The 26,140-nt window shown below is 64.3% G+C and carries 20 protein-coding genes, 3 tRNA genes and 1 pseudogene; 9 read left to right on the top strand and 15 right to left on the bottom strand.

Going from position 1 to position 26,140, the window contains the following annotated elements:
- Nucleotides 1-107: 107 nt before the first annotated feature.
- The 3 genes from LY284_RS05640 (at nt 108) to pgi (ending at nt 4,892) form a co-directional block, all read left to right on the top strand.
- A complete protein-coding gene (locus tag LY284_RS05640) occupies nt 108-1,400 on the top strand; it encodes an FAD-dependent oxidoreductase (RefSeq protein ID WP_233385188.1) in 1,293 nt (430 codons plus the stop codon).
- Nucleotides 1,401-1,478: 78 nt separating this feature from the next.
- Nucleotides 1,479-3,050, top strand: a complete 1,572-nt coding sequence (locus LY284_RS05645) for an NAD(P)H-hydrate dehydratase (protein WP_045450485.1) — start codon at nt 1,479-1,481, stop codon at nt 3,048-3,050.
- Nucleotides 3,051-3,257: 207 nt separating this feature from the next.
- Nucleotides 3,258-4,892 carry a glucose-6-phosphate isomerase gene (gene pgi, locus LY284_RS05650; protein ID WP_233385190.1) on the top strand — a complete coding sequence of 545 codons (1,635 nt, stop codon included), beginning with the start codon at nt 3,258-3,260 and terminating at the stop codon, nt 4,890-4,892.
- Nucleotides 4,893-4,934: 42 nt separating this feature from the next.
- On the opposite strand, the gene LY284_RS05655 is transcribed toward pgi, so the two are convergent.
- Nucleotides 4,935-5,636, bottom strand: coding sequence for an ABC transporter ATP-binding protein (locus LY284_RS05655; RefSeq protein WP_045450484.1), 702 nt, complete (start codon nt 5,634-5,636; stop codon nt 4,935-4,937).
- On the opposite strand from LY284_RS05655, the gene LY284_RS05660 reads away from it, so the two are divergent.
- On the top strand, nt 5,635-6,306 hold the full coding sequence (locus LY284_RS05660; protein WP_045450483.1) for an arylesterase: 672 nt from the start codon (nt 5,635-5,637) through the stop codon (nt 6,304-6,306). The genes LY284_RS05655 and LY284_RS05660 overlap by 2 nt on opposite strands.
- A gap of 123 nt (nt 6,307-6,429) precedes the next feature.
- Complete coding sequence (locus LY284_RS05665) at nt 6,430-6,768, top strand: hypothetical protein (RefSeq protein ID WP_045450482.1); 339 nt, start codon at nt 6,430-6,432, stop codon at nt 6,766-6,768.
- A gap of 79 nt (nt 6,769-6,847) precedes the next feature.
- On the opposite strand, the gene LY284_RS05670 is transcribed toward LY284_RS05665, so the two are convergent.
- From LY284_RS05670 to tig, 8 genes are all read right to left on the bottom strand, one after another.
- Nucleotides 6,848-8,770: a SurA N-terminal domain-containing protein gene (locus LY284_RS05670; RefSeq protein WP_045450481.1), complete on the bottom strand. Its 1,923-nt coding sequence runs from the start codon at nt 8,768-8,770 to the stop codon at nt 6,848-6,850.
- A gap of 294 nt (nt 8,771-9,064) precedes the next feature.
- Nucleotides 9,065-9,141: transfer RNA gene (locus LY284_RS05675), tRNA-Asp, on the bottom strand.
- Nucleotides 9,142-9,167: 26 nt separating this feature from the next.
- Nucleotides 9,168-9,243 (bottom strand) — tRNA-Val (locus LY284_RS05680).
- A 75-nt stretch (nt 9,244-9,318) separates the two neighbouring features.
- Complete coding sequence (locus LY284_RS05685) at nt 9,319-9,591, bottom strand: HU family DNA-binding protein (RefSeq protein ID WP_014191280.1); 273 nt, start codon at nt 9,589-9,591, stop codon at nt 9,319-9,321.
- Nucleotides 9,592-9,877: 286 nt separating this feature from the next.
- A complete protein-coding gene (gene lon, locus LY284_RS05690) occupies nt 9,878-12,301 on the bottom strand; it encodes an endopeptidase La (RefSeq protein ID WP_014191279.1) in 2,424 nt (807 codons plus the stop codon).
- A 184-nt stretch (nt 12,302-12,485) separates the two neighbouring features.
- Complete coding sequence (gene clpX, locus LY284_RS05695) at nt 12,486-13,757, bottom strand: ATP-dependent Clp protease ATP-binding subunit ClpX (protein ID WP_008349753.1); 1,272 nt, start codon at nt 13,755-13,757, stop codon at nt 12,486-12,488.
- Nucleotides 13,758-13,928: 171 nt separating this feature from the next.
- A complete protein-coding gene (clpP, locus tag LY284_RS05700) occupies nt 13,929-14,582 on the bottom strand; it encodes an ATP-dependent Clp endopeptidase proteolytic subunit ClpP (RefSeq protein WP_014191278.1) in 654 nt (217 codons plus the stop codon).
- 138 nt (nt 14,583-14,720) lie between these two features.
- Nucleotides 14,721-16,067, bottom strand: a complete 1,347-nt coding sequence (gene tig / locus LY284_RS05705) for a trigger factor (protein ID WP_233385205.1) — start codon at nt 16,065-16,067, stop codon at nt 14,721-14,723.
- Between the two features lie 539 nt (nt 16,068-16,606).
- Here tig and LY284_RS05710 point away from each other — a divergent pair.
- On the top strand, nt 16,607-17,764 hold the full coding sequence (locus LY284_RS05710; protein WP_045450479.1) for a glycerate kinase: 1,158 nt from the start codon (nt 16,607-16,609) through the stop codon (nt 17,762-17,764).
- Here LY284_RS05710 and LY284_RS05715 read toward each other — a convergent pair whose 3' ends face one another.
- The 3 genes from LY284_RS05715 to LY284_RS05725 form a co-directional block, all read right to left on the bottom strand.
- Nucleotides 17,765-19,195 carry a PepSY domain-containing protein gene (locus tag LY284_RS05715; protein WP_233385207.1) on the bottom strand — a complete coding sequence of 477 codons (1,431 nt, stop codon included), beginning with the start codon at nt 19,193-19,195 and terminating at the stop codon, nt 17,765-17,767.
- Nucleotides 19,196-19,236: 41 nt separating this feature from the next.
- The gene (locus LY284_RS05720; protein ID WP_233385209.1) at nt 19,237-21,594 is read right to left on the bottom strand and encodes a TonB-dependent receptor; all 2,358 of its coding nucleotides are present in this window, start codon (nt 21,592-21,594) and stop codon (nt 19,237-19,239) included.
- Between the two features lie 92 nt (nt 21,595-21,686).
- The gene (locus LY284_RS05725) at nt 21,687-22,094 is read right to left on the bottom strand and encodes a DUF2946 domain-containing protein (protein ID WP_233385218.1); all 408 of its coding nucleotides are present in this window, start codon (nt 22,092-22,094) and stop codon (nt 21,687-21,689) included.
- Between the two features lie 191 nt (nt 22,095-22,285).
- Between LY284_RS05725 and LY284_RS05730 the strand changes: the two genes are divergently transcribed.
- Nucleotides 22,286-22,372 (top strand) — tRNA-Leu (locus LY284_RS05730).
- Between the two features lie 43 nt (nt 22,373-22,415).
- Here the strand turns inward: LY284_RS05730 and LY284_RS05735 are convergent.
- Complete coding sequence (locus tag LY284_RS05735; protein ID WP_045450474.1) at nt 22,416-22,802, bottom strand: DUF5594 family protein; 387 nt, start codon at nt 22,800-22,802, stop codon at nt 22,416-22,418.
- Between the two features lie 201 nt (nt 22,803-23,003).
- On the opposite strand from LY284_RS05735, the gene LY284_RS05740 reads away from it, so the two are divergent.
- Complete coding sequence (locus LY284_RS05740) at nt 23,004-23,846, top strand: squalene/phytoene synthase family protein (protein ID WP_045450473.1); 843 nt, start codon at nt 23,004-23,006, stop codon at nt 23,844-23,846.
- On the opposite strand, the gene LY284_RS05745 is transcribed toward LY284_RS05740, so the two are convergent.
- Together LY284_RS05745 and LY284_RS05750 are read right to left on the bottom strand one after the other, a co-directional pair.
- On the bottom strand, nt 23,843-24,769 hold the full coding sequence (locus tag LY284_RS05745) for a DUF1501 domain-containing protein (RefSeq protein ID WP_045450472.1): 927 nt from the start codon (nt 24,767-24,769) through the stop codon (nt 23,843-23,845). The genes LY284_RS05740 and LY284_RS05745 overlap by 4 nt on opposite strands.
- Nucleotides 24,770-24,784: 15 nt before the next feature.
- A pseudogene (locus LY284_RS05750) lies at nt 24,785-25,142 on the bottom strand (hypothetical protein).
- 272 nt (nt 25,143-25,414) lie between these two features.
- Here LY284_RS05750 and ompR point away from each other — a divergent pair.
- Nucleotides 25,415-26,140, top strand: a complete 726-nt coding sequence (gene ompR, locus LY284_RS05755) for a two-component system response regulator OmpR (RefSeq protein WP_008349770.1) — start codon at nt 25,415-25,417, stop codon at nt 26,138-26,140.

Raw genomic sequence — 26,140 nt, forward strand, 5'->3', positions numbered from 1 at the left:
GCCGTTCGCCCGTCGTTTCATCGTCAAGCCGCGCGGCCTCGGGCGCTTTCCATGCGCGCGTCACGCCACGCTGCATTGCAATCTCGCGCCTTCGGGCACAAAAAGTCATGGATGTCATCGTCATCGGCGGAGGAATCGCCGGCATCGCCACCGCCTATCAGTTGCATGCGGCAGGCCACCGCGTCTGCGTGGTGGAGCGCCACGCGACCGTCGCGCAAGGCGCAACCTATGGGCAAGGCGGCGCGCTCCTGCCCTCGCCGCTCGATGTCTGGTTCGGCCCGACCTTCATGGCGTCGAGCCGGGCGAAGCAAAGCGGCATGATGGTGAAAACCGGCTTCGATTCCGCCGCGCGGGATTTCCTCAAGCAGCACGCGAGCTTGCGCGACCCCGAGGCCTTCACCGCGCAGTACGCCCGCCTGCAGCCGCTCGTCGCGATGTCGCGCGGCGTGCTGGCCGATATCGAAAGCCGCCTCGAACTCGATTTCGAGCAGCGCCGCGGCGTGCTGCACGTGTTTCGCCAGGAACGCGAGCTCGATGAAGCGCAGCCGGCCATCGCCCTGCTCAAGGCGTGCGGCGTGCCGCATCGCGTGCTTACGCCTGAAGAATGCGTCGCGGTCGAGCCGTCGGTGCCGGATCATCCCGAATTCGCGGGCGCCGTGCTGCTGCCCGAGGAGCGCACGGCGAACTGTCCGCTTTTCACCAAGCAGCTCAAGCAGGTGCTCGAAGACGAAGGCGTGCAGTTCCGCATGCATCGCGCGGTCGCGGCGCTGCGTCTGGACGGCGCGCGCGCGGCGGTCGAGCTGGCCGTGCCGAACGAAGCCAGAAAGCGCAGCGCCGACGTCGAGCTGATCGCCGCCGATGCGATCGTGGTCGCGGCGGGCGCGGGCACGCCGGCGCTCATCGGCGCAAACCCGTCGGCGGCGTCGCTGTTCCCGCTGCGCGTGCACACGCTCACCGCGCCCGTCGCCTACGAGGAGCGCGCGCCGCATCTCACGGTGGTCGATTCGATCAAGCGCATTACGATGACGCGCATCAACCAGCGGCTGCGCGTGGGCGGCGCGGGCGTGTTCCAGAGTGCCGCCAAGGCCGGCAAGCCGCTCGACGCCGCGCTGTCCCGCCGCGCGCTCGACCTGCTCGGCCAGGGCACGCACGACTGGATTCCGGGCGCGGCGCGCGTGTCGGCCGCGCGCGCATGGGACGGCGTGCGCCTCATGACCGTCGACGGCGTGCCGATGGTCGGCGCGACGCGGCATCCGCGCCTTTTCGTAAGCGCGGCGCACGGCCCGGCGGGCTGGGGCCTCGCGTGCGGGTCTGCTAAAGTGATCGCGGACCTCGTTTCCGGCGTCACGCCCGATCTGCCCGCCGATACCCTCGCCGCGCTGAGCCCCGAACGCTTCTAGCGGACCGGCGCGCCGGGCACGATCGCTGCACACGCCGGGTCGTCGAACGATTCGATTCCCGACACGCCTGCCGCCGCCATGACCGCCGCCCGTTCCCCCTACTTCACGCCCAAAGACGATCCCCTCGCGCTCCAGACGCTCGCCGAGCTGCGCACGCTCGAAGCGCGCGCGGCCGCGGCGCTACCGCCGCACACGTTGATGGCGCGCGCGGGCGCGGCGGCCGCCCAGTGCATCATCGACGCTCTGGACCACGATCCCGATGCCCGCGCGCTGCCCGTGTGGCTGGTCGCGGGCCCGGGCAACAATGGCGGCGATGCGCTCGTGATGGCGGAGCGGCTGCATCGCGCGGGCATCGCGGTGCGGCTGTGCATGCCGGTGGAAGTGAAACCCGACGATGCCCGCTGGGCGCTCGAATCCGCGCGCGCGGCGGGCGTGCCGATCGACGCCGAGCCGCCCGCCTCCTTCGACGGTTTCGGCTGGCTCGTCGACGGCATGTTCGGCATCGGCCTCACGCGCCCGCTCGAAGGCGTGTTCGCGGAAATCGCCGCACGCATGACGCGCCGGGCTCGGCAGTCGCACGACGGCGGCCGCGTGCTCGCGCTCGACGTTCCAAGCGGCCTGAACAGCGACACTGGCGCGCCGGTGAACGGCGGCGACGCCGTGCGCGCCAGCGCCACCATTACCTTCATCGGGGCGAAGCCGGGGCACTTCACGTCGCTCGGACGCGATCTGACCGGCAAGCTTTTCGTCGCGACGCTCGACATCGACGCGAGCACCGCACCGTCGATCGTGCTCAATGTGCCGGCGCTCTTCGGCGCGTGCATGCCGCCGCGCGACAACGCGACCAACAAGGGCACCTTCGGCTCGCTCGCGGTCATCGGCGGCGACACGGGCATGTGCGGCGCGCCGATTCTCGCCGCGCGCATGGCGCTCTTCGGCGGCGCGGGCAAGGTGCATGTCGCGTTCGTCGGCGAGGGTTTTCCGCCTTACGATCCGCCGCATCCCGAACTGATGCTGCATCGCGCCGACGGTTTCGCGCTCGAGAAAATGGACGCGCTCGCGATCGGTTGCGGCATGGGGACGAGCCCGCGCGCCACAACCTTGCTCGCCGACGTGCTGAAGCTCGACATCCCGAAGCTGCTGGATGCCGACGCGCTCAATCTCGTCGCGCAGGACGATGCGCTCGCCTCCGAGGTCGCGGCGCGCGGCGCGCAGAGCGATCCATGCATCCTGACGCCGCATCCGCTCGAAGCCGCGCGTCTGCTGCACACCGACGCGAAGGCGGTGCAGGCCGATCGCATCGCCGCCGCGCGCCAGCTCGCCGCGCGTTACGGCGCCATCGCCGTGCTGAAGGGATCGGGCACGGTGATCGCCTCGCCCGATGGCCGCGTCGCCGTGAATCCGACCGGCAACGCCGGACTCGCGACAGGCGGCACCGGCGACGTGCTCGGCGGATTGATCGGAGCATTGCTCGCGCAGAAACTGCCGGCGTACGAGGCGGCGCTTGCCGGCGTCTGGCTACACGGTCTCGCCGCGCAAACCCTCACCGACGGCGGCACCGGCCCGGCGGGCCTGACCGCTGGCGAACTCGCACCCGCGGTGCGCGGTCTCATCAACCGCCGCTTTTACGCGGAGCATGCGCAAAGCTGACGACGCTTACGCGCATCGAGCGCGGGCCGCTGTGACGCTTTGCAAGCATCCGTTCACGCATCGTCGCTATACTCTTTTTGATTCGGGCAACCGCGGCCTCAGTTGATGTGCAGTCGCGTTCACCAGACACGACACGCACGCGCAGGCAAGCCGAGCCGCAATCGCACGAACGTATTCCTCTGTCACCTTCAGACTATCGGACCGCTCATGACCCAACCCTCGATGCTCAATTCGCTTCCTGCCTGGTCGGCGCTCCAGTCGCATTTCGATGCCATCTCCGGCGAGCGCCTGCGCGACTGGTTCGCGCCGGAAAACGACACCGCGCCCACGCGCGCCGAACGCCTGACCTTCGAAGGCGGCGGCCTCGCAATCGACTTCTCCAAGAACCGCGTCAAGGACGAAACGCTCAAGCTGCTCGTCGAGGTCGCGCAGCAAGCCAAGGTCACCGAGCGGCGCGACGCCATGTTCCGTGGCGACATCGTCAATATCACCGAGCATCGCGCGGTGCTCCATACGGCGCTGCGCGCGCAGTCGCCGGACGCGCCTTTTTACGATCAGGTGCAGAAAAAAAAGGCCAGGATGGCCGCTTTCTCCGATAAGGTCCGCGACGGCGCGTGGACCGGCTATACCGGCAAGCGCATTCGCCATGTGGTGAACATCGGCATCGGCGGGTCGGATCTCGGGCCGAAGATGGTCGTGCATGCGCTGCATCATCTCGCATCGAAGGAACTCGATACGCACTTCGTATCGAACGTCGATGGCGCCGATCTCTGGAACGTGCTGCAGCAAGTGGACGCCGAAGAGACGCTTGCGATCGTCGTCTCCAAAACGTTCACCACGCTCGAAACCATGACCAATGCGCACTCGATGCGCGACTGGTTCCTCAAGTCGGGCTGCCCCGAAGATCAACTGGCGAAGCATTTCGTCGGCGTGTCGGCGAATCCGGCCGAAGTCGTCAAATTCGGCATCGCGAAAGAAAACGTGTTCGAAATGTGGGACTGGGTCGGCGGGCGCTACTCGCTATGGTCGGCGGTTGGGCTGTCGATCATGCTGTCCGTCGGGCCGAAGCATTTCGACGAACTGCTGCAAGGCGCGGCCGCGATGGACGAGCACTTCCGCACGGCGCCGCTCGACAAGAATCTGCCCGTGCTGATGGGGATGATCGGCATCTGGTATCGCAATTTCTTCGGCTCGCAAAGCGACCTGATCGCGCCGTATTCGCAAGCGCTGCACTATCTGCCTTCGTATCTGCAGCAACTGGAGATGGAAAGCAACGGCAAGTCCGCGCGCCTCGACGGCAAGATGGTCGATTATCCGACGGCGGCGGTGATCTGGGGCGAGCCGGGCACGAACGGCCAGCACGCGTTCTTCCAGATGCTGCATCAGGGCCCGACGCTGATTCCGATCGACTTCATTGCCGTGCTGACGCCGGAGCATCCGCTCGTCGATCATCACGCGAAGCTGCTCGCGAACTGCTTCGCGCAAAGCGAGGCGTTGATGCTCGGCCGCACGCTCGAAGAAGCGAAGAAGGTCGCGGGCCCCGGCAAGGAAGAACTCGCGACGCATCTGAGCTTCCCCGGCAACCGTCCGACCACGACGATCATGCTCGATGCGCTCACGCCGCAAACGCTCGGCGCGCTCATCGCGCTGTACGAGCACAAGGTGCTGGTTCAGGGCACGGTGTGGGACGTCAACTCGTTCGATCAGTGGGGCGTGGAACTCGGCAAGATTCTCGGCAAGGTCGTCGAGGCCGATATAACCGCGCAAAGCGCCGATCCGAAGAAGCACGACTCGTCGACTTCGACGCTGATCGAGCGGGCGCGCAAAGCGTTGAAGCGCTGATCCCGCCGATGCACACGCAAGCCCGCAGCGATGCGGGCTTTGTCATACGCTCAGGCCGTTGACGAGCCGGCCGGCTTCGATCGTCACGGTGGCGTCGCAGCGCTCCGCGAGTTCAGGGTCGTGCGTAACGAGCACGAGCGTCGCGCCGTTGCGGCGGTTCATTTCGAACATCAGATCGATGATCGCGTAGCCCGTGGCGGCATCGAGGCTGCCGGTGGGTTCGTCGGCGAACAGCACGGCCGGATGCGTGACGAACGCCCGCGCGAGCGCAACCCGCTGCTGCTCGCCGCCGGACAGCAGCTTCGGATAGTGGCTCGTGCGCTGCGAAAGGCCGACCTGATCGAGCAGCGACCGTGCGCGCGCGGCGATTTCACTGTGCGGCATCTCGGCGCGCAGTTCGAGCGGCAGCATCACGTTTTCGAGCGCGGTCAGATGCGGCATCAACTGGAACGACTGAAACACGAACCCGACGGCGCCGCTGCGCAACGCGGCGCGTTCGTCTTCGTTCAGGTTCGTCAGATCCTTGCCCAACAGACGAACCGAGCCTTGGCTCGCGCTGTCCAATCCCGCAAGCAGTCCGAGCAATGTCGACTTGCCCGAGCCCGACGCGCCGACGATCGCGACACTGCTGCCCTTCGCGATCGACAGATCGATCTGATCGAGAATCGTGAGCTCGCCTGTCGCGTCCTTCACCCGCTTGCTTAATCCCCGTACTTCGATGACCGGTTCGATATTGTTTTGCATGGACACTTTGAAAAAGAGCTTGCGCGGCTTCGTGCCCGCGATTGCGCTGGCGGCAACGGGCATCGCGCCCGCGCACGCCGCGGAAGTTCAGGCGGCCACCCAGACGAAACCCGCGATCGTCGTGCTGGGCGATAGCCTCTCGGCCGAATACGGCTTGCCGCGCGATACCGGCTGGGTGAATCTCTTGCGCGAGCGGCTGGCGAAGGAGCGTTTCGATTATAGCGTCGCCAATTCGAGCATCAGCGGCGACACCACGAGCGGCGGGCGCGCGCGGCTGACCGCGGTGCTTTCGCGCATCAAGCCCGCCGTGGTGATCGTCGAGCTCGGCGCGAACGATGCGCTGCGTGGCGTGCCGCTCGCGACCACGGAAACAAACCTGCGCGGCATCGTCGATGCATCGCAAGCCGCGCATGCGAAGGTTTTACTCATCGGCATGCACGTTCCACCCAATTACGGCCCGGACTACACGCAAAAGTTCCACGCCGTCTACGAGCGTATCGCGAAGGAGCACAACGTGCCGCTCGTGCCCTTCCTGCTTGCCGGCATTGCTGACAAACCTGCCATGTTCCAGGCCGATCAGATCCATCCGACGGTGCAGGCCCAGCCTTTGCTGCTGGATAACGTCTGGCCAACCTTGAAACCCTTGCTGGGCGCCGCCGCCGTTCATTGACCGCGACGCCGGCCGCGACAGCTTTTTATCGACGCGGAACACGGCCACGATTCAGATATCTGAGACTTTCGCGTAACTCTTATAACCCCGCTCTTTTGTCGAGCGACTCTACAAGGAGGTCACGTGAAATACTTCCCTCTTCTCGCCCTGACCGTTGCGATCTCGGCCTGTGCCGCGCAGCCGCCTGCCGTGCAGCAAGTCGGCACGAGCCAGAAGGCGCCGAACGTGGTCGCGCAATGCGTCGCCCAGAAGTGGGCCGACAAGTCGCAGCAGCAAGTCGTGTCGCAGGACACGCTCGCGGGCGACAAGGCCGTCGACGTCTACGTCCCCGGCCAGCAGCCGCCCAACGGCGCGGCGGCCGTCGTTCGTCCGGCCACGACAGGCGCGGGCACGTGGGTCGGCTTCCGCGCATCGGGTGCGGCCGGCAGCCAGGCGACCGGCGATATTCAGGCCTGCCTGTAAGCGACGCTTGGCGGTATCTCAAACAAAAGCCCCGCGACCTTTCGGACGCGGGGCTTTCTTGTATACCGATGCGGATGGATCAGTTCGATGTCGGCGGCGGCGACTGGCTCAGCTTGACCTTCGAACGCGCCTTCAGCGAGCTCAGATAGGCCTCCATTTCAGCTTGCGCGTAGACTTGCGCGACCTGTTGCTGCGCACCCGCGAGACGGTCGGCCGCGACGGGCGTGGCTTTGTCGATGCCGTTCACGCGATAGATCGCGTAGCCGTCCGCACCGAGATCGACGCCGACATACGCGGGCAGCTTCGATGCATCCGCCTTGAAGATCGCGGATAGCGCCGCGGGCGGCAAGCCTTGCGCGTCGTTGCGCGACACCGTGACGGGCGACGTGAAACCATCGGCCGACTTCGACTTCTGCAGTTCCGCGAGCTTCGCCTCGCCTTCCTTCTTCGCCATTGCGGCGGCCAGGTCCGCGACGACCTTCTTGCGCACCTCGTCCTTCACGACGTCGAATGCGGGAACGCTCGACGCCTTGTAATCCGTCACGCGCGCGGCGATCAGCGTGTTGTTGCCGACATCGATCGCCTGCGTGTTGTTGCGGTCCTTCACCGAGTCCGGCGCGAAGATGGCTGCCAGCAGCTTCGGGTTGTTGAGCGGATTGTCCTGCGGCAACTGCGGATTCGGCTTCGGACCCACGGTCGCGGTCTGAATCGCGAGCTTGTATTTGTCCGCCGCCGGTTGCAGCGACTTCGCCTTTTCGTAGACGAGATCGGTGAAGCCTTGCGCGGCGTCGGCGAAACCCTTCGTGCCCTGTTGCGCTGTGTAGTCCTTCGCGAGCGCGTCCTTCACTTCATCGAACGGCTTCGTGATGGACGGCTTCACGTCGGTCGCCTCGATGATGTGATAACCGAAGTCCGACTCGACGATATTGCTCACCTCGCCCTTCTTGAGGCCGAACGCGGCGTCGTCGAACGCCTTGCCGCCCGCGATCTGGCCGCGAGCGAAGTAGCCGAGATCGCCGCCCTTGTTCGCCGAACCCGGGTCCTCCGAGTTCTTCTGCGCGATCTGCGCGAACTGGTCCGGATGCGCCTTGACCTGCGCGAGCAGTTCTTCGGCTTTCTGCTTTGCCTTCGCTTTATCGGCGGCGCTCGCGTCTTTCGGCGCGTTCACGAGGATATGGCTCGCGCGCACTTCCGCTTCGGTGCGATAGCGCTGGATGTTGTCGTCGTAGTACTTCTTCAGATCGGCGTCGCTCGGCTTCGATGCCGCCGCGATCGTCGACGGCGACAGCACGAGGTACTGAATGGTCGCGGTTTCGGGCGTCGCGAATTCATTGCGATGCGCTTCGTAGAACGCCGTGAGTTGCGCGTCGGTCGGCTGGATTTTCGCGGCGTAATCGGCCGTGCGCAGCGACAGGCCCTGCACCGAGCGCTTCTGCTCGGCGAGTTCCGTGAGGCTTTGCGCGAGCGACTTCGACGTGAACGACGAGCCCTGAATGCTGCCCGGAATCTGCTCGGTCGCGAGGGTATAGCGCATGCGCTCGTCGTACTGCTCGGGCGTCATGCCTTGCATTGCGAGCAGTTGCTTGTAGCGGTCGAGATCGATGCTTCCGTCGGGCTTTTTCAGCGACGAGATCACCGGATCGGTCATGAGCGCGCGACGCACGGCGTCATCCGATGCGGTCAGATGCAGACGTTGCGTTTCGTCGGCCATCGCCCGCTGCTGCACGAGGCTATCGACCATCGCGGCGCGCGTTTCGGGCGTGTCGAACATCTTGGCGTCGAACTGGGCGCCGAGCATCGAGCGCGCGCGGTCCACTTGCTGGCGGAAGGCGCTGTCGAATTCGGCACGCGTGATCTTATGGCCGTTGACGCTGGCGACGTAAGAACTCTCGTCGAAGTAATTGCTGAAACCCTGAATCCCGACCATGCCCAGACCGGGCACGATGATAAGGATCAGCAAGGCCATCATCAGCCGCTGGTGATTTCGGAAGAAGTCGAGCATGCGTAGCGCTGCGTTGTCAGAACAAAACGCTCGATATTACAACAGTGGCGGAGGAAAAGGCGAAAGGCGGGAGCGGATCGGTTTCTTCGAACGACCGGGCGCGTGGAGCGTAGACCGTTGCAAGCGGGAGATTGCTTTATTTATCAACCGCTTAAGATGCGATCGAAGCAATTTGCGTGATCCGCGTTTCGTGTCGTGTAACGATAATTAGCACTCTTGATCGACTGCAAGTTGCGCTACGCAAACAAAAAATCCCGCGCGCTTTTCAGCGGACGGGATTTTCTGATTGATTCCTGGCGGAGCGGACGGGACTCGAACCCGCGACCCCCGGCGTGACAGGCCGGTATTCTAACCAACTGAACTACCGCTCCTGGGTAGCGCGCAATGAACAGAGACCTGGTGGGTGCTGAGAGGCTCGAACTCCCGACCTACGCCTTGTAAGGGCGCCGCTCTACCAACTGAGCTAAGCACCCGGTCCGCAAATTCATTTGGTTTGCGCTGCGCTGAAAACGGGCTTCGTGTTGAAAGCGCCGTATCCAGCGAGTCCGCTAGTTTAGCGCATCCTTCAGCGCTTTGCCAGGGCGAAATTTCGGGACCTTCGCGGCCTTGATCTTGATCGCGTCGCCGGTGCGCGGGTTGCGTCCGGTGCGTGCCGTGCGCTTGCCCACCGCGAACGTGCCGAAGCCGACGAGCGTCACCGTGCCGCCCTTCTTCAGCGTGGCGCGCACGCCGCCGATGACCGCGTCGAGCGCGCGGCCGGCGGCGGCCTTGGAGATGTCGGCTTGCTGTGCGATATGGTCGATCAGTTCCGTCTTGTTCATCGTAGTCCCCGAATCAGAATTGGCACGTTGTAGTCGATGTGGCCATGCATCGACGTCAGGCATCGATGCGGCCAGTCATCTCGATAAGTCTGGATGCGGCGCTCATTTAACTTAGCCGAAAGACGCGTGTCAACGGGGGTTGAGCCTGATCCGGCGCGGTTTGCGGGCGCATTAGAGAGTCTCTTCGAAAATGCCGCGCGCAAAAAGAAAACCCGCGGGGATGAACCCGCGGGTTTTTAGCAACGATCACGCAACACCGCGACGAACGCCGTGTCGCGCGAAGCGTTTAGTGCTTGACGACCTCACCCGAAGCCGGCGCATCTTTCTGCGTTTCGGCAGCGACCGGCGTCGATTTGGCTTCGTCTTCCGGCAGCGACTCCGGCGTGCGCTCCAGCGCCAGTTCCAGCACGCGATCGATCCAGCGAACCGGCACGATCTCGATGGCGTTCTTCACGTTGTCGGGAATGTCGGCCAGATCCTTCGTGTTTTCCTCGGGGATCAGCACGAGCTTGATGCCGCCGCGATGCGCCGCCAGCAGCTTCTCCTTCAACCCGCCGATTGGCAGCACTTCGCCGCGCAGCGTGATTTCGCCCGTCATCGCGACATCCGCGCGAACCGGAATACCCGTGAGCACCGACACCAGCGCCGTGGTCATCGCGATACCGGCGGACGGACCGTCCTTCGGCGTCGCGCCTTCCGGCACGTGGATGTGGATGTCCTTCTTCTCGAACGACTCATCCGTGATACCCAGACGGCGCGAACGCGAACGCACCACCGAGCGTGCTGCTTCGACCGATTCCTTCATCACGTCGCCGAGCGAACCCGTGCGAATCACGCCGCCCTTGCCGGGCATGACCGCCGCTTCGATCGTCAGCAGATCGCCGCCGACTTCCGTCCACGCGAGACCCGTCACCTGACCGATCTGGTTGTCCTTCGCGGCCAGACCGAAGTCGTACTTGCGCACGCCGAGGAAGGTGTCGAGGTTGGAGCCATCGACCTTCACCGCGCCTTCGGCCTTCTTCAGCAGCAACATCTTCACGACCTTGCGGCAGATCTTCGATATTTCGCGTTCGAGCGAACGCACGCCCGCTTCACGCGTGTAATAGCGAATGATGTCGCGGATAGCCTGTTCCGTGACGTCGATCTCGCCTTCCTTCAGGCCGTTGTTGCGCTTCTGCTTCGGCAACAGATAACGTTGCGCGATGCTGACCTTCTCGTCTTCCGTGTACCCCGACAGGCGGATGACTTCCATCCGGTCGAGCAGCGGCGGCGGAATGTTCAGCGAGTTCGACGTCGCGACGAACATCACGTCCGACAGGTCGAAGTCCACTTCGATGTAGTGGTCCGCGAACGTATGGTTCTGCTCCGGATCGAGCACTTCGAGCAGCGCGGATGCCGGATCGCCACGGAAATCCATGCCCATCTTGTCGACTTCGTCGAGCAGGAAGAGCGGATTGCGCACGCCGACCTTCGCCAGGCTTTGCAGGATCTTGCCGGGCATCGAACCGATGTACGTGCGGCGGTGGCCACGGATCTCGGACTCGTCGTGCACGCCGCCGAGCGCCATGCGCACGAACTTGCGGTTCGTCGCGCGCGCGATCGACTGGCCGAGCGAAGTCTTACCCACGCCAGGAGGCCCGACGAGGCAGAGAATCGGCGCCTTCACCTTCTCGACGCGTTGCTGGACCGCGAGATATTCGAGAATGCGTTCCTTGACCTTTTCGAGACCGAAATGGTCTTCGTCGAGCACGCGCTCCGCGTTCGTGAGGTCGTTGTTGACCTTGCTCTTCTTGCGCCACGGCAAGCCGATCAGCGTGTCGATGTAGTTGCGCACAACGGTCGCTTCCGCGGACATCGGCGACATCAGCTTGAGCTTCTTGAGCTCCGCATCGGCCTTCTTCTTGGCTTCCTTCGGCATGCGCGCGGCGGTGATGCGCTTCTCGAGTTCTTCGAGATCCGCGCCCTCTTCGCCTTCGCCCAGTTCCTTCTGGATCGCCTTGACCTGCTCGTTCAGGTAGTACTCGCGCTGGCTCTTTTCCATCTGGCGCTTCACGCGGCCGCGAATGCGCTTCTCGACTTGCAGAATGTCGATTTCGGCTTCGAGCTGGGCGAGCAGATGTTCGAGGCGCTCGATCACAGGGAACATCTCGAGGATGTGCTGCTTCTGGTCGAGCTTGAGCGGCAGATGCGCGGCGATGGTGTCCGCAAGACGACCCGCTTCATCGATACCCGACAGCGACGTCAGGATCTCCGGCGGAATCTTCTTGTTGAGCTTCACGTACTGATCGAACTGCGAGACGATCGCGCGGCGCAGCGCTTCGGTTTCAGCGCTGTCGGCGTGATCGGGCTCGAGCGGCATCACGTCGCAGGAGAACTGCGTTTCCTGCTCTTCGATCGAAAGCGTTTTCGCGCGCTGCAGCCCTTCGACGAGCACTTTCACGGTGCCGTCGGGCAGCTTGAGCATTTGCAGGATGTTGGCGACACATCCCACTTCGTACATGTCCTTTTCGGTCGGCTCGTCCTTCGCCGCCGTTTTTTGGGCGACGAGCATGATGTGCTTGCCGCCTTCCATCGCGGCTTCGAGGGCCTTGATCGACTTGGGCCGCCCCACGAAGAGCGGAATCACCATATGCGGGAAAACGACTACGTCGCGCAGCGGGAGCAGCGGCAGCGTAATGCGTTCCTGCGGGAGGAGTTGGGTTCCTGACATTTCATTTCCCCATTAATGGAATCAGTTCAGTCGTAAGTAAGGCCGTTCAGAGCTATTGCAAGCCTTTATCGGAAGGGAAAAGTCGTTAGTCAAAGATCGCGTCAGTAACATCCACATTAAACCGGAAAAAATAAAAGGCCGTTCACGTCGCCATGAACGGCCTTTCGCCGACACACAGCCTGCTTCAGTTCGAACCAGCTACTTTCGGCGCGTCTTCGTAGATGAGCAGCGGCTTGCCGTCGCCGTCGATGGTGTTGTCGTCGACGATCACCTTCGAAACGCCTTTCATCGTCGGCAGTTCGTACATCACGTCGAGCAACGCCTGTTCCAGAATCGAACGCAGGCCGCGCGCGCCGGTCTTGCGGCGAATCGCCTTCTGCGCGATGGCCTGAAGCGCCGCCGGGCGGATTTCCAGTTCGACGCGCTCCATCGCGAAGAGCTTGTGATACTGCTTCACGAGCGCGTTCTTCGGCTCGATCAGAATCTTCACGAGCGCGGCTTCGTCGAGCTTGCCGAGCGTCGCCACGACAGGCAGACGGCCGATCAGCTCGGGAATCAGACCGAACTTGATCAGATCTTCCGGCTCGACTTCGCGCAGCACTTCGCCCGCATCGCGGTCCTGCTTGCTCTTCACGCTCGCGCCGAAACCGATTCCGGTTTTCTCGGTGCGATCGGTGATGACTTTTTCCAGACCGTCAAACGCGCCGCCGCAGACGAACAGGATGTTGGTCGTATCGACCTGAATGAAGTCCTGATTCGGGTGCTTGCGTCCGCCCTGCGGCGGCACCGACGCCATCGTGCCTTCGATCAGCTTGAGCAGCGCCTGCTGGACGCCCTCGCCCGACACGTCGCGCGTGATGGACGGGTTGTCCGACTTGCGGCTGATCTTGTCGATTTCGTCGATGTAAACGATTCCGCGCTGCGCCTTGTCGACTTCGTAATTGCAGTTCTGGAGCAGCTTCTGAATGATGTTCTCGACGTCCTCGCCGACGTAACCGGCTTCGGTCAGCGTCGTTGCGTCCGCGATCACGAACGGCACATTCAGCATGCGTGCAAGCGTCTGCGCGAGCAGCGTCTTGCCCGAGCCGGTCGGCCCGATCAAGAGAATGTTGCTCTTCGACAGCTCGATATCGTCCTTCTTGTCGAGGTGCTTGAGCCGCTTGTAGTGGTTGTACACGGCCACCGCGAGAATCTTCTTCGCGCGTTCCTGGCCGATCACGTACTGATTGAGGATATCGCTGATTTCCTGCGGGCTCGGCAGGTCGGACTTGGTCAGCCCGGCCTCTTCCGCCGCGCCGGCCGCTTCGTCGCGAATAATCTCGTTGCACAGGTCGATACATTCATCGCAGATGAACACCGACGGCCCAGCAATGAGTTTCTTGACCTCATGCTGGCTTTTTCCGCAGAACGAGCAATACAGCAGCTTTTCGCTACTGGAACCTTTTTTGTCCGCCATAAATGTGTAAGCCTCCGGACACTCTTGTTACATGATACGCCCTTCGATTCCCCCTCGCAGATTCGACCCCGCGAGGGCAAACGAAGCGCGTTTGGCGTTGCGCCGCGTGCGCGACCTCGTCACTGTGCCGGCTCGTCTCCGAGGGGCCGGCGCGGCGCCGCTCCGGACGCCTCAGGGACGCTTGTGAAGCACCTGGTCGACGATGCCGTAAGCCTGCGCGTCGTCGCCCGACATGAAGTTGTCGCGATCCGTGTCGCGCGCGATGCGCTCGACCGGTTGACCCGTGTGATGCGACAACAACTGGTTCAGACGTTCCTTCAGGTACAGGATCTCCCGCGCCTGAATTTCGATGTCCGATGCCTGGCCACGCGCGCCGCCGAGCGGCTGGTGAATCATCACGCGTGCGTTCGGCAGCGCGACGCGCTTGCCCTTCGCGCCCGACGCCAGCAGGAACGCGCCCATGCTCGCGGCGAGACCCATGCACAGCGTGGACACGTCCGGCTTCACGAACTGCATGGTGTCGTAGATCGCCATGCCGGCCGAAACCGAGCCGCCCGGGCTGTTGATGTACAGGCTGATGTCCTTGTCGGGATTCTCGCTTTCGAGGAACAGCAACTGCGCGACGACCAGATTCGCCGACTGGTCGTTCACTTCACCGACGAGAAACACCACGCGTTCCTTGAGGAGACGCGAGTAGATGTCATAGGCACGCTCGCCGCGGCCGCTCGTTTCCACGACCATCGGAACGAGGCCGAGCGCCTGGGCTTCGAAGTCCCGCGGTGCGTGGGACGCCAACGTGTCGAGCAATTCAGCGCGAAAGGTCATGCAATTTCCTTGTTCGGAATAAGGGTACTGAACGACAAAGGAACATCGACTAGAACGGCATGCAAACGCCCAAACTTTAATGCAAAAAAGGCGTGCGAGCCGTCATCCGACGACTCCGCACGCCCCCTGCCTCACGCGTCAGGCTTGCGCCGTTGCGCTGGCCAGTTCCTCGAAGCTGACTTCCTTGTCGGTCACTTTGGCCTTGCCCAGGACGAAATCGACGACGTTGCTTTCCACGACGTACGCTTCCATCTCGGCGAGGCGCTGCTGGTTCGAATAATACCAGCGGACGACTTCCTTCGGGTCTTCGTAGCTCTTGGCGAATTCGTCCACTTCAGCGCGGATCTGTTCGGGCTTCGCCTGCAGTTCGTTCGCCTTCACCAGCTCGGCCAGCACGAGGCCCAGCTTCACGCGGCGCTCGGCCTGCTCGGCGAACATTTCGGCCGGGATCGGCGCGTCGGCGGCGTTCGGCACGCCGCGCTGCTGCAGATCCTGACGCGCCATTTCGACGAGGCGCTGCTGATCCTGCTCGATCAGCGCCTTCGGCACGTCCAGGTCCGAAATCTTCAGGAGCGCGTCCATGACCTGGTTCTTCACGATCTGCTGCGTGCGGCGCTTGGCTTCGCGCTCCAGGTTGTCCTTGATTTCGGTGCGCATCTTCGTGAGATCGCCGTCTTCGATGCCGAGCGACTTCGCGAAATCCGCGTCGATTTCCGGCAGGTGCGGCCACTCGATCTTCTTGATGGTGATCGTGAACTGCGCCGTCTTGCCCGCCACGTCCTTGCCGTGGTAGTCCTCCGGGAACTTGAGGTCGAATTCCTTCGATTCGCCGACCTTCAGGCCGGTTGCAGCCTGCTCGAACTCGGGCAGCATGCGGCCTTCGCCCAGCACGAACGCGAAGTCTTCCGCGCTGCCGCCTTCGAATGCCACGCCTTCGATCTTGCCGACGAAGTCGAGCGTCACGCGGTCGCCGTCCTTGGCCGCGACGTCACCACCGCCGTCGCCGTGCTCGCCGGCTTCGCCGCGTGCATGGAAGTGCACGCGCTGCTTGCGCAGGATATCCAGCGTGCGGTCGACTTCCGCTTCGGAGATGGTCGTGACCGTACGTTCGATCTCGGCGTTCGCGACGTCGCCCAGCTGCACTTCGGGATACACCTCGAAGGTCGCGTCGAACGCGTACTGGTCTTCCGTGCCTTCGGCCTTCGGCGCGAAGCTCGGCTGACCCGCAACGCGCAGGTTCTCGGCGCGCGTGACGTCGAAGAATTCCTTGCCGACCTTGTCGCTCAGCACTTCGGCTTCGACCTGGCCGCCGTATTGCTGCGTCACCATCTTGAGCGGCACCTTGCCCGGGCGGAAACCCGGCATGCGCACGTTCTTGGCCAACTGGCGGATACGCGAATCGACTTCCTTCTGCACCGAATCTTTCGGCAGGGAAATGGTCACGCGGCGTTCGAGCTTGCCGAGGTTTTCAACAACGTTAGCCATGGCTGAAATCGTCCTAAAGTAAATCGTGAATTCGGTGTTCGGTTCTTCCGCGGTTCTAAAGGCGCGGGTCCGGATGCGAGCTCTGCGCGAGCCGGCCGAAATCGACGCCTGGCGCCGTAAGACCCGCGCAGAGCGCGTCTGCCAGGTCTGCACGGTAGTGCCGGATCGTCGTCCGACACGGTGTCAGTCAACAGAGCCAAGTATTCTAGCAAACAAATTCCGCGTGGCCCGGACAAGGGCATGCGATCCGGCCGGTTCGACGCGATTTCGCCAGAAAAGCGCCCGATTTTCCGCCGGATTTCGGCGTAAATCCGCGTTTTGCCGGCACGCGCGCGCGGGCACAATTCCGGTTATCGGCACGCCGCTATTTTGCGGACCGGGCCACGCTGATAAGCTTGCCGGCGCATGATTCACGCGACGAAGCCGCCTGCCGCGCGATGCATTGCCGCACTGCATGAAGCGCATGCGGCGAAGGCATACATTGGGCCTCGCCGCGGCTTTTCAATCGACCCCTTCCACATCAGAACATTCGAGACACCATGCCTAACGCCACGCCTGTCACGTCCGCTGCTCCCGTCGTCGTCATCGCTCCCGATTCGTTCAAGGGCTCGCTTTCCGCCGAAGGCGTCGCGAACGCCATTGCGGAAGGCATCAGGCGCGCGCGGCCGGACGCCGACATCCGCATCCGCCCGATGGCCGACGGCGGCGAAGGCACGCTCGACGCGATGCTCTCGGCGGGCGGCGAGCGCCGCATGCTCAACGTGCGCGGCGCGGCAGCCGCGCGCCGCGACGCCGCGACCGGCCTGCTCGCCGACGGCGGCGCGATTGTCGAGACGGCGGAAGTCGTCGGCATCACCGATCCGGACGGCATGGCCGTGCCCGTCACCGAGCGCAGCACGCTCGGCATGGGCGAGGCGATCCGCGCGCTGCTCGATTCCGGCGCGCGCACGTTCTACGTCGCGCTCGGCGGCAGCAGCACGAACGACGGCGGCGCGGGCCTGCTCGTCGGCCTCGGGCTCAAGCTCTTCGATGCAAACGGCAAGGAACTCGCGCCGGTGCCGTCGGCGCTGGCGCAGATTGCGCGCATCGATGCCTCGGGGCTCGATCCGCGCGTGAAGGAGGCGCAGTTCGTCGGCATGTCCGACGTCGACAATCCGCTGACGGGCGATCACGGCGCGACCGCGGTTTTCGGGCCGCAAAAAGGCGTGAGCGCGGAGCAAGTGGCGACCATCGACGCCGCCCTGACCCATTTCGCCGATCTGCTCGAACCGGCGATGGGCGTCGAAAAGCGCAACGAACCGGGCGCGGGCGCGGCGGGCGGCCTCGGCTTCGCGCTGCACATGCTCGGTGCGCGCTTCGAGACGGGCGCGGAAGTCGTCGCGCGCGAGATCGGGCTCGATGCCGCGCTTGAAGGCGCGAACTGGCTGATCACGGGCGAAGGCCGCTCGGACGTGCAGACGCTGCACGGCAAGGCGCCGTTCATCGCCTGCAAGCACGCACGCGCGGCAGGCGTGCCGGCTTGCCTGCTCTCCGGCGCGGTCGATTCGGCCGCGCTGCCGCGTCTTTCCGAATTTTTCAGCGGCTGCTTCTCGCCCGCGCCGGGCCCGATCACGCTCGATGTCGCCATCCGCGACGCCGCGCGATTGCTCGCGAACGAAGCCGAGCAACTCACGCGGCTGCGCTTCGGCGCGGTCTGATCAGGCGGGCGCACGCTTCGCACCGAATGCGAGGCGGTCGATGCACCAGACCGCGAGCATCGTCGCGCCCATCAACGGGAAAATCATGCCGAGCACGGTCAGCGAGCCGCGCCAAACGCGCATCGGCGGGCGCTTCGCGGGCCGTGCCGGTGCGCCGAGCGCGCGGGCGGGCCGACGCTTCATCCACATCACGAAGCCCGTCACCGCGAGCGCCGCGAGTCCGAGCGAGATCGCCGAACTGACGATCTGATTCGCGAAGCCGAAGTAGCGACCCATGTGCAGCGACGTGCCGTACGAGATCCATTGCGCGACGCGCCCGTAGCTGCCGTAACCGATGTCCGAAAGCACGCGCCCGCTGTACTGATCGATGTGCAGCGTGCGTTCCGCGCGCGGATCGGCGGGGAAGTACGACACGGTGTAGACGCCCGTGGGCGTGGTCGGCAACGCGATGCCATAGTCGTCGGCGACGCCCTGCTTCGCGGCGAGCGTCACCACGTCGTCGAGCGAAACGCGTTGGGTTTGCGCCGATGCCTGCGCGCTGTCCGGCACCTGCGTCGCGCCGACGGCCCACGGCGTCTGATGCAGCGGCAGATCGTCCATCTTCATGGTCATGCCGTGCATTGCGTGTTCATCGTTCGATGCCGATGCCGATGGCGCCGTCGAGCGCACATGCGCTTCGCCCCACGCGCCCTTCGGATACCCGAGCGACGCCGATGTCGCGAGCGCCTTGAACTCCTTGCCCCACGAACCCGACCACGGCAGCCCGGAGAGCACGAAGAACAGCGCGCCGAGCGCGAGCCAGATGCCGCCGACCGCATGCAGATCGCGCCACCACGCGCGGCCCGTCAGCGAGAGCCGCGGCAGCCATACCCCGCCCTTGCTTTGCCGGCCGGGCCACCACAGCGCGATGCCCGTGCCGATCATCACGAGCGTCCAGCAGCCGGCAAGCTCCATCACAAGTTCGCCGGTTTTGCCGAGCATCAGGCCGCGATGCAGATTGCGCACCTGCTTCATCAGCCGATGCTCGACGGAAAGCGTGCCGAGCACCGCGCCATCGTACGGATTCACGTACACGCTCTCGCTCTCGCCCGAGGGCAGCCGGAACACGAACTCGGCGCTCCGCGCGCGGTCGGTTTCGATTTGCGCGAGCGTCGGCACCGCGCCGCGCGGCTCGCTCGCGGCGGCCTTCGCGAGCAGGACATCGCGCGAAAGCTGGGGACCGTGCGATTCCGCGACGACCATCCTGTCGCGATACAAAAGCGGCTCGATCTGCGGCTGAAAACAATAAATGGTGCCGGTGATCGCGAGCACGAGGAGCAGCGGCATCACGAAAAGCGCCGCATAGAAATGCCAGCGCCACAGCGTGCGGCGATGCGCGATGACTTCCACTTCCGGCGTGGCCGCGGCGGCGTTCAAATTGGGTGCGAGCATGACGATTCTCGTTGAATGTGTGCGTTTTCCGTGGAAGGTCATCAGATGCCGATGCGCCCTTCGAGATAAAACGTGCGCCCCGCGTAAGGGTGGAACACGTAGTAGCGCCTGTCGAACAGGTTGTCGACGCCAACACCCAGCTCCGTGCGCTTGGTCGGTTTCCATGTGAACTTCGCGTCGACGACCGCGTACGTGCTCGTGCCGCCGTACGTGTTCGGATTGACGTCGGTGTTCGTGAGCGTGTTGTATTGCCGTCCCGAATACCGTACCGCGAGCGTGGTGGCCGTATTCCCGGGCGTGTGATACGTCGCCGCCACGTTCGCGCGCCACAGCGGAATGCGATAGAAGTACTTCCCGACCGACGCCGGATTGTTCGCGTTGGCGAGAATCTTCGACTGCGTGTACGCCGCGTTCGCGATGAGATCGAGCCCGCGCAGCAGCACGTCCTGCCCTTGGTAGGCGAATTCGACGCCGCGCGAGCGCACCTTGTCGATGTTCTGGAAGTTCGTGACGTTCGGAATGACGGTCGTGTTGGTCTGGCTCAGGATCGTGTTCTTCACGTCGTCCTGAAAGAGCGTGAAGCGGTACAGGCCGTTGCCGCGCACCCATTCCGCCGTCAGTTCCTTCGACAGATCGTCTTCGGGCTTCAGGTTCGGATTGCTGTTGACGATGGAGATGCCGTTGATCTGCCCTTGAAACAGCTCGCCGACGGTCGGAAACCGGTACGCGCGCCCGATCGATGCGCGCAAGGTCAGATCCTGCGTGACATCGAAGGACAGCGACGCTTTCGGCGACCAGTGGCTCTCGCTCGCGTCCGGATAGCCGAGCGCGGTCGCACCGACCGCGCGTGCGCCGTCGTACGCGTTCCAGTTCTCGTAGCGCACGCCGTAGGTGAACGCCCAGCGCGGCAGGAAGCGCCACGCGTCCTGCGCATAGACCGCCTGCGTGCGCGTGCGTCCGCCGAACGAGTTGGCGAAGGACACGCCGCCGCCATCGCGCCACGCGTTCGTGTTCGACGTGACGTTGTCGAGAAAATAGTTGTCGTAGTGATACCCGAACGACAGCGCGTGCGCGGTGAGACCGGCACGCGCTGTCGGCGTCCAGCTCGTGCGCAGGTCGAGCGATTTCCAGCCCGAGCCGCTGCCGTCGGTCAGCGTGCCGGGGCCGTCGCCGGGCACGCCCGAATTCGCGGTGCGCGCGATGCTTTGCGTGATGTCGAAGTACGACGCGACCGCCTCGGCGTTCCATCCGGTGGCGTTGTGCGTGCGCAGGGATGCGCCGTAGAGAAAGTTCTCGCTCGATCCCATGCTCGGCGCGAACGTCGCGGCCGGCAGGTTGTACTCGAATCCGCCGATGTTCACGCGCCCGCTGTACACCGGATTGCCGGCGGCGTCGCGCAGGAAAGTCTGCGTGTCGCTGTTGTACTTCTGATGCCAGTAGCCGAGCGTGAAGCCCGCCTGCAGCGTGTTCGTGATGTCGTAGGCGAGCTTGACGCGCAACTGATCCTGAAACGTGCGCTCGATCGCCTCGCTCGACGTGCCGAGCACCGCGGTGCGCGCGTTGAACTGGTCGTTATAGAAATACGCGCCGGTGACCGGCGTGGCGGCGGCGCTCGCGGGCGTCTTCGATTGCGCGAGCGTCGCGAATTGCAGCGGCTGCCCGGTGTTCTCGAGATGATCGACACCGATCAGAAACGAAAACTTGCCGATCTTGTCGCCGATCGTCGCCGTCGTGTTCGTGCCGTTGAAGTTGCGGTTCACGCCGAACAGATCGAAGTGCTGCGTGAAGCCCTGCACTTTCGCGTCGGCTTCGAATTGCGTCGGCATGCGCGTCGTGATCGCGACCGTCGCGCCGATCGAGTTGCCCGGGTAAAGCGCCGAGTACGGGCCGTAGATGACGTCGGTGCGTTCGATGTCGTCGGCGAAGACCATAGACCAGCGCGGCGCGAAGGTCCATGTGTTGCCGAGGAAGTTGCTGAGCAAGAGGCCGTCGGCGTAGACGAGTCCGCGCGCGGTCTGCGCGTTGCTCGTGCCGCGCACGGCGATGGTCGCGTTCGGGTCGCCGATGAAGCGCTTGCGCACGGCCATGTTCGGCGCGTACTTGAGCACGTCTTCGGGTGTCGTCACGTTCCAGTACTGAAACTGGTCCGCGGTGACGGTATCGACGCTGGCGGGCAGATTCGGATCGAGCGACGATGCGCGCGGCGCCGCCTGTGCGGTGACGACGACCGGCGCGAGCGTGGCGTCGTCTTGATGGGCGGGCGCGTTGTTATCGCCTTCGCCGGGAGCAGCCGCGGACAGCGCCGCATGCGCCATGAGCGAGAGCGGCAGCCAGGCGCGCGAACGCGCTGCGGCGCGATGGCGCGAACGCCGTCGCGCTCGCGTGGTGAGCGTGAACATCGTGAAATCCTGAAAGAACTGACGAGCGATCGCGCACGTTCGCGGCGCTCATGCGCGCGGCGAACGTCGAGGCAATCGGACGGAAGACGGTTTCAGGACAGAACGGGCGGCGCGCGCGGGCTCGCGGCGTTGAAGGACTTCGATACGACGGCACGGCTATGCACGGACACCACGACGCGCGTGACACGCTCGATGCGCACGGCGTCATGGCCGAACCCAACGGCGACCGGCAGATTGTGCGCGAGCAGCCCGCAATACGAGCAGGCGTCGAAATGGCTGGCGGCGTCGTGACTGCCGGCGTGATTGCTTGCGTGACCGCCTGCGTGCGCGGTGTCGCCCTCGTCCGCCTGCGATGCATCGACGGCGCACAGCACCGCTTGCGGATCGCTCGCGGCAGCGCGCTCGGCGATCGTCTGGCTGATGACCGGCGCGACAATGGCAAGCCACATGGCGGCGATGCCGAGCCATGCGACGAAGCGATTGCGCGCGTTGCGAGTCATGAGGGAAAGGCTGGGTGCCGAAGCGGAAGAATTGAACGAGATTGTAGGCAGGCAACGGACAAGCTGCAATCGCGCGATGCGTATGACTGGAATCGGATGCCTAACCGCCGCGACGCAATTTCGCAGACATCGCCAGACGAATCAGTTAGAATTTCGGGCTTGGCACAATGGACCGGTGCCGAATGCAGCGTGCGAGGATGGCGAAATTGGTAGACGCACCAGGTTTAGGTCCTGACGCCCGCAAGGGTGTGCGGGTTCGAGTCCCGCTCCTCGCACCACAACGAAACCCCTTTCATTGGCAAAGGGGTTTTTTTGTTTGTGTCAGATGCTGATCTCGCCGACTTCGACCATCATCACTTCGCCTTTCGCTTGCGAACGGCCCGCGAAATCGACACCCGACATCTCCATCAGCCGCCTGATCTCCTCGGGCATGCGTTCGCTTGCGCGCGCGGCGGCCACAGGCCTGTCGACGTGCGAGAGAAATCGCCGGGCGCACGAAGGCTGCCAGTACACGAAGACGTTGAGCGGAAACGCGAGCGGCGCGTCGGCGCGGCGTTGCGCGGTGATATGCAGCCCGAGCGTCGGCGAAACGTGCATCTGACGCGGACACACGCGGAAATCGAAGCCGAAATCCGTGGCCACGCTGCGCACGAGGTACGGCAGGCATGTGTCGCCGAACTGCCTGTTCTCGGATTTGCTCAAGCCCATGTGCGCCTCCTCTCGGTTGCGCCAGTGTGGCGCGCGCAAACGTTCGACGTCGGTGCTTCGGCGCACACACGCGCGCAGGCTGCGTGCGACGTTCAGCGCCGCCGCGCCTCGCCGGATAAAATGAGCGGCCGTGTTTGCGCGAACTGCTTGCGCAAACCGCCAAGACCACAACGACCTTCGAACTCCCCACCCGCCCCGTTCGTGAACTTCGACGACTATTGCCAGCAAAAGGCCGCGCCCGAAGGCTCCGGCACGTACTACGCGCTGCGCCGCGCGCCGGCATCGAGCCAGCCGCTACTGACCGCGCTCTACGCGCTCTATCGCGAGCTCGAAGAGACCGTGAAGGAAACCAGCGATCCGACCATTGGCCGCACCAAGCACGCGTGGTGGCAAGGCGAACTCGCCCGGCTCGACGGCGGCGAACCGACGCATCCCGTCACGAAAGCCCTGAAGGCGCATGCGGGCGACGCCGCGCATCCCGTTCTCGACGATGCCGGGCGCGCCTCGCTTGCCGAAGTCGTCGACGGTTTCGGCATGGATCTGGACCAGGCGCGCTATCTCGACTGGCCGGGCCTCAGGCGCTATCTGGAGCAGACCGGCGGCGCATTCGCGACGGCCGTCGCCCGCGCGAGCGCGCGCGATCCGCAAGGCGCGGCGGCCTGGGCCGCACCGCTCGGCTCGGCGCTGCTGCTCGCCGAGCGCGTTCAGGAGATCGGCGACGACGCACGGTTCGGCCGCATCTACATTCCCATCGACGAGTTGCAGCGCTTCAACGTGACCGCGGCGGACATCATCAATCGCAAGTACAGCGATGCGTTCTCGGATCTCATGCGCTATCAGACCGATCGCGCCCGGCGCGCGCTCGGGGATGCACTCGCGTCGATTCCCGCCGCGGAACGCGCGACGCAACGCGTGCTGCGTGCGCGTGCCGCACTGTCGCTTGCGCTGTTCGATGAAATCGAGCGCGAGAACTTTCAGGTGCTGCATCAGCGCATTTCGCTTACGCCGATCCGCAAGCTGTGGATCGCATGGAAAACGCGCTAGGCGCGCAGAACCGGCAGCGGCTCGAAGCGCCCTTCCAGTATCGATGCGCGGTCGTGCGGCCAGCATGCGCCGAGCACGGTCGCACACAGTCTCCTGAAGTCGATGCCGACGGGCACGCCGCCATCCGCGTTCAGCCGGTCGAGTTGCGGCCCCGGTCCGAATAGCCCGCCGCGCACGCGCGCGCCCATCAGAAAATGCGGCGCGGCCGCGCCATGATCCGTGCCTCCCGCGGCGTTTTCACGCGCGGTGCGCCCGAACTCCGAGCGCGTCATCACGAGCGTGCGCTGCCATGCGCCGGATGCGATCAACGCCGCGCGCAGCGAGGCGAGCCCTTGCGCGAGCCGGGCAAGCAGCGCCGCATGGCGGCGCGCCTGGTTCTCGTGCGTATCGAAGCCGTGCAGCGTGAGGTGAATCACGCTGACTTCAGTCGCCGCGCCATGCGTCGATGCGAGGCGCGCGGCGACATCGAACGAAGCGGCGGTCACGCGCGTGTGCGGAGCGTTCGCGCGCGCGATCCAGTCATCGTGACGGTATTCATCCGCATGCGACGCCGTGTCCCAGATCTGCCGTGAACGAAAGTGCGACCGGTTCGGCGCGTCGTAGCCCACGCCCTGCACGATCGCAAGCTCGTTCGCGCGCCACGCGCTCATCAACGGCAGCAGCGACGGATGCAAGGCCGTGCGTTCGTCGAGCGCGATGACGCGCTCGCGTGGCAGCGCGAGTCTAGGCCGCAGCACACGATAGCGCGGGTCTGAAAAAGGGATGACGGTGTTGAGCCCATCGTTGCCGCCGTCGAGATCGACGAGCACAAGCGCCCGAATGGAAGACGATGAATCCAGGTGGCCAGAAGCGGAAACCTCGCCGATGCCGCCCGCGCATCCTGCGAACGCGCCGGCAATCGAGAGGAATTGACGTCGGTTCATCGCGGTGCGCGCCGCTTACCGCTTGTAGAGATCGCGCACGGCTTCTTCGATGTGCTGGCGCAAGAGACGACGCTCGTCGGCAGTCATCACCGTGTGGCGCGGCGGGCGGCGCCTGATCGGCTTGCTGAACGGGCTGCATGGCGGAAGCCTTGGCGTCGTGATCGCGGCCCGTAGACGCCGCCCCCTTGCCCAGGCGTTGTTGCGCGCGAATCATGCGGCCATCGAAGCGGCCGCGCGAATTCGGGACGCTGCTATCGACAGCATTGCCGTCGCGGGTGAAGCCGGTGGATTGCGCATAAGCATGAGGCGTGCTCAGTACTGCGTAGAGCGCACTGGCGATAAGTGTCTTTCTGAGAATGCGCTCGGTGCGCACGGGTCCGCGCTGCCGCGCTCCCTTCATATTGTTCCCTTCGTTGCTCGACAACCGGACAGCCTCAGTCTTTTCGCGCACGTCTTAGGAAGGGCTTGGTCGGGCCGCAAGACGCACTGGTCTAATGGAGTATCTACCGAATGGCGGGCTCAGGTAAAGCAGTGTACGCAGCAAACCCTTAGGTCGTGCCACAGCCTCCGTAAATTTTGTAACCAACTGTTACACTCGCTTTTGTTACAAACTCGGCGTTTGATCAAACGCGCTAAGATGCCGCCATGGAAACCAAGAACCCTTCAAAAATTCTCGTAGTCGACGACGATCCGCGCCTGCGCGACCTGCTGCGGCGCTATCTCGGTGAACAGGGCTTCAACGTGTACGTCGCGGAAAACGCGCCGTCGATGAACAAGCTCTGGGTGCGTGAACGTTTCGATCTGCTCGTGCTCGATCTGATGCTGCCCGGCGAAGACGGTCTTTCCATCTGCCGTCGTCTGCGCGGCAGCAACGATCGCACGCCGATCATCATGCTCACCGCCAAGGGCGAGGATGTCGATCGCATCGTCGGTCTCGAAATGGGCGCCGACGACTACTTGCCGAAGCCGTTCAATCCGCGCGAGCTGGTTGCGCGCATCCACGCGGTGCTGCGCCGTCAGACGCCGTCTGAACTGCCCGGCGCGCCGTCCGAAACCACCGAAGTGTTCGAGTTCGGCGAGTTCGCGCTGAACCTGGCCACGCGCACGCTCACGAAGAACGGCCAGGAAATTCCGCTGACCACCGGCGAATTCTCGGTGCTCAAGGTGTTCGCGCGTCATCCGCGCCAGCCGCTGTCGCGTGAAAAGCTGATGGAGCTTGCACGCGGCCGTGAATACGAAGTGTTCGATCGCAGTCTCGACGTGCAGATCTCGCGTCTGCGCAAGCTGATCGAGCCGGATCCCAGCAGTCCGCGTTTCATCCAGACGGTCTGGGGCCTGGGCTACGTCTTCATTCCCGACGGCGCGGCCTGA

The organism is Caballeronia sp. PC1, assembly GCF_021353155.1.
Lineage (GTDB): Bacteria > Pseudomonadota > Gammaproteobacteria > Burkholderiales > Burkholderiaceae > Caballeronia > Caballeronia cordobensis.

What these genes read in the sequence shown, in the direction of transcription:
- LY284_RS05645 (WP_045450485.1), top strand. Translation starts at nt 1,479, where the DNA reads ATGACCGCCGCCCGTTCCCCCTACTTCACGCCCAAAGACGATCCCCTC.
- LY284_RS05685 (WP_014191280.1), bottom strand. Translation starts at nt 9,591, where the DNA reads ATGAACAAGACGGAACTGATCGACCATATCGCACAGCAAGCCGACATC.
- LY284_RS05710 (WP_045450479.1), top strand. Translation starts at nt 16,607, where the DNA reads ATGCCTAACGCCACGCCTGTCACGTCCGCTGCTCCCGTCGTCGTCATC.
- lon (WP_014191279.1), bottom strand. Translation starts at nt 12,301, where the DNA reads ATGTCAGGAACCCAACTCCTCCCGCAGGAACGCATTACGCTGCCGCTG.
- LY284_RS05720 (WP_233385209.1), bottom strand. Translation starts at nt 21,594, where the DNA reads ATGTTCACGCTCACCACGCGAGCGCGACGGCGTTCGCGCCATCGCGCC.
- LY284_RS05745 (WP_045450472.1), bottom strand. Translation starts at nt 24,769, where the DNA reads ATGAACCGACGTCAATTCCTCTCGATTGCCGGCGCGTTCGCAGGATGC.
- pgi (WP_233385190.1), top strand. Translation starts at nt 3,258, where the DNA reads ATGACCCAACCCTCGATGCTCAATTCGCTTCCTGCCTGGTCGGCGCTC.
- LY284_RS05640 (WP_233385188.1), top strand. Translation starts at nt 108, where the DNA reads ATGGATGTCATCGTCATCGGCGGAGGAATCGCCGGCATCGCCACCGCC.
- LY284_RS05735 (WP_045450474.1), bottom strand. Translation starts at nt 22,802, where the DNA reads ATGGGCTTGAGCAAATCCGAGAACAGGCAGTTCGGCGACACATGCCTG.
- LY284_RS05715 (WP_233385207.1), bottom strand. Translation starts at nt 19,195, where the DNA reads ATGCTCGCACCCAATTTGAACGCCGCCGCGGCCACGCCGGAAGTGGAA.
- LY284_RS05660 (WP_045450483.1), top strand. Translation starts at nt 5,635, where the DNA reads ATGGACACTTTGAAAAAGAGCTTGCGCGGCTTCGTGCCCGCGATTGCG.
- LY284_RS05670 (WP_045450481.1), bottom strand. Translation starts at nt 8,770, where the DNA reads ATGCTCGACTTCTTCCGAAATCACCAGCGGCTGATGATGGCCTTGCTG.
- LY284_RS05725 (WP_233385218.1), bottom strand. Translation starts at nt 22,094, where the DNA reads ATGACTCGCAACGCGCGCAATCGCTTCGTCGCATGGCTCGGCATCGCC.
- tig (WP_233385205.1), bottom strand. Translation starts at nt 16,067, where the DNA reads ATGGCTAACGTTGTTGAAAACCTCGGCAAGCTCGAACGCCGCGTGACC.
- ompR (WP_008349770.1), top strand. Translation starts at nt 25,415, where the DNA reads ATGGAAACCAAGAACCCTTCAAAAATTCTCGTAGTCGACGACGATCCG.
- clpP (WP_014191278.1), bottom strand. Translation starts at nt 14,582, where the DNA reads ATGACCTTTCGCGCTGAATTGCTCGACACGTTGGCGTCCCACGCACCG.
- LY284_RS05655 (WP_045450484.1), bottom strand. Translation starts at nt 5,636, where the DNA reads ATGCAAAACAATATCGAACCGGTCATCGAAGTACGGGGATTAAGCAAG.
- clpX (WP_008349753.1), bottom strand. Translation starts at nt 13,757, where the DNA reads ATGGCGGACAAAAAAGGTTCCAGTAGCGAAAAGCTGCTGTATTGCTCG.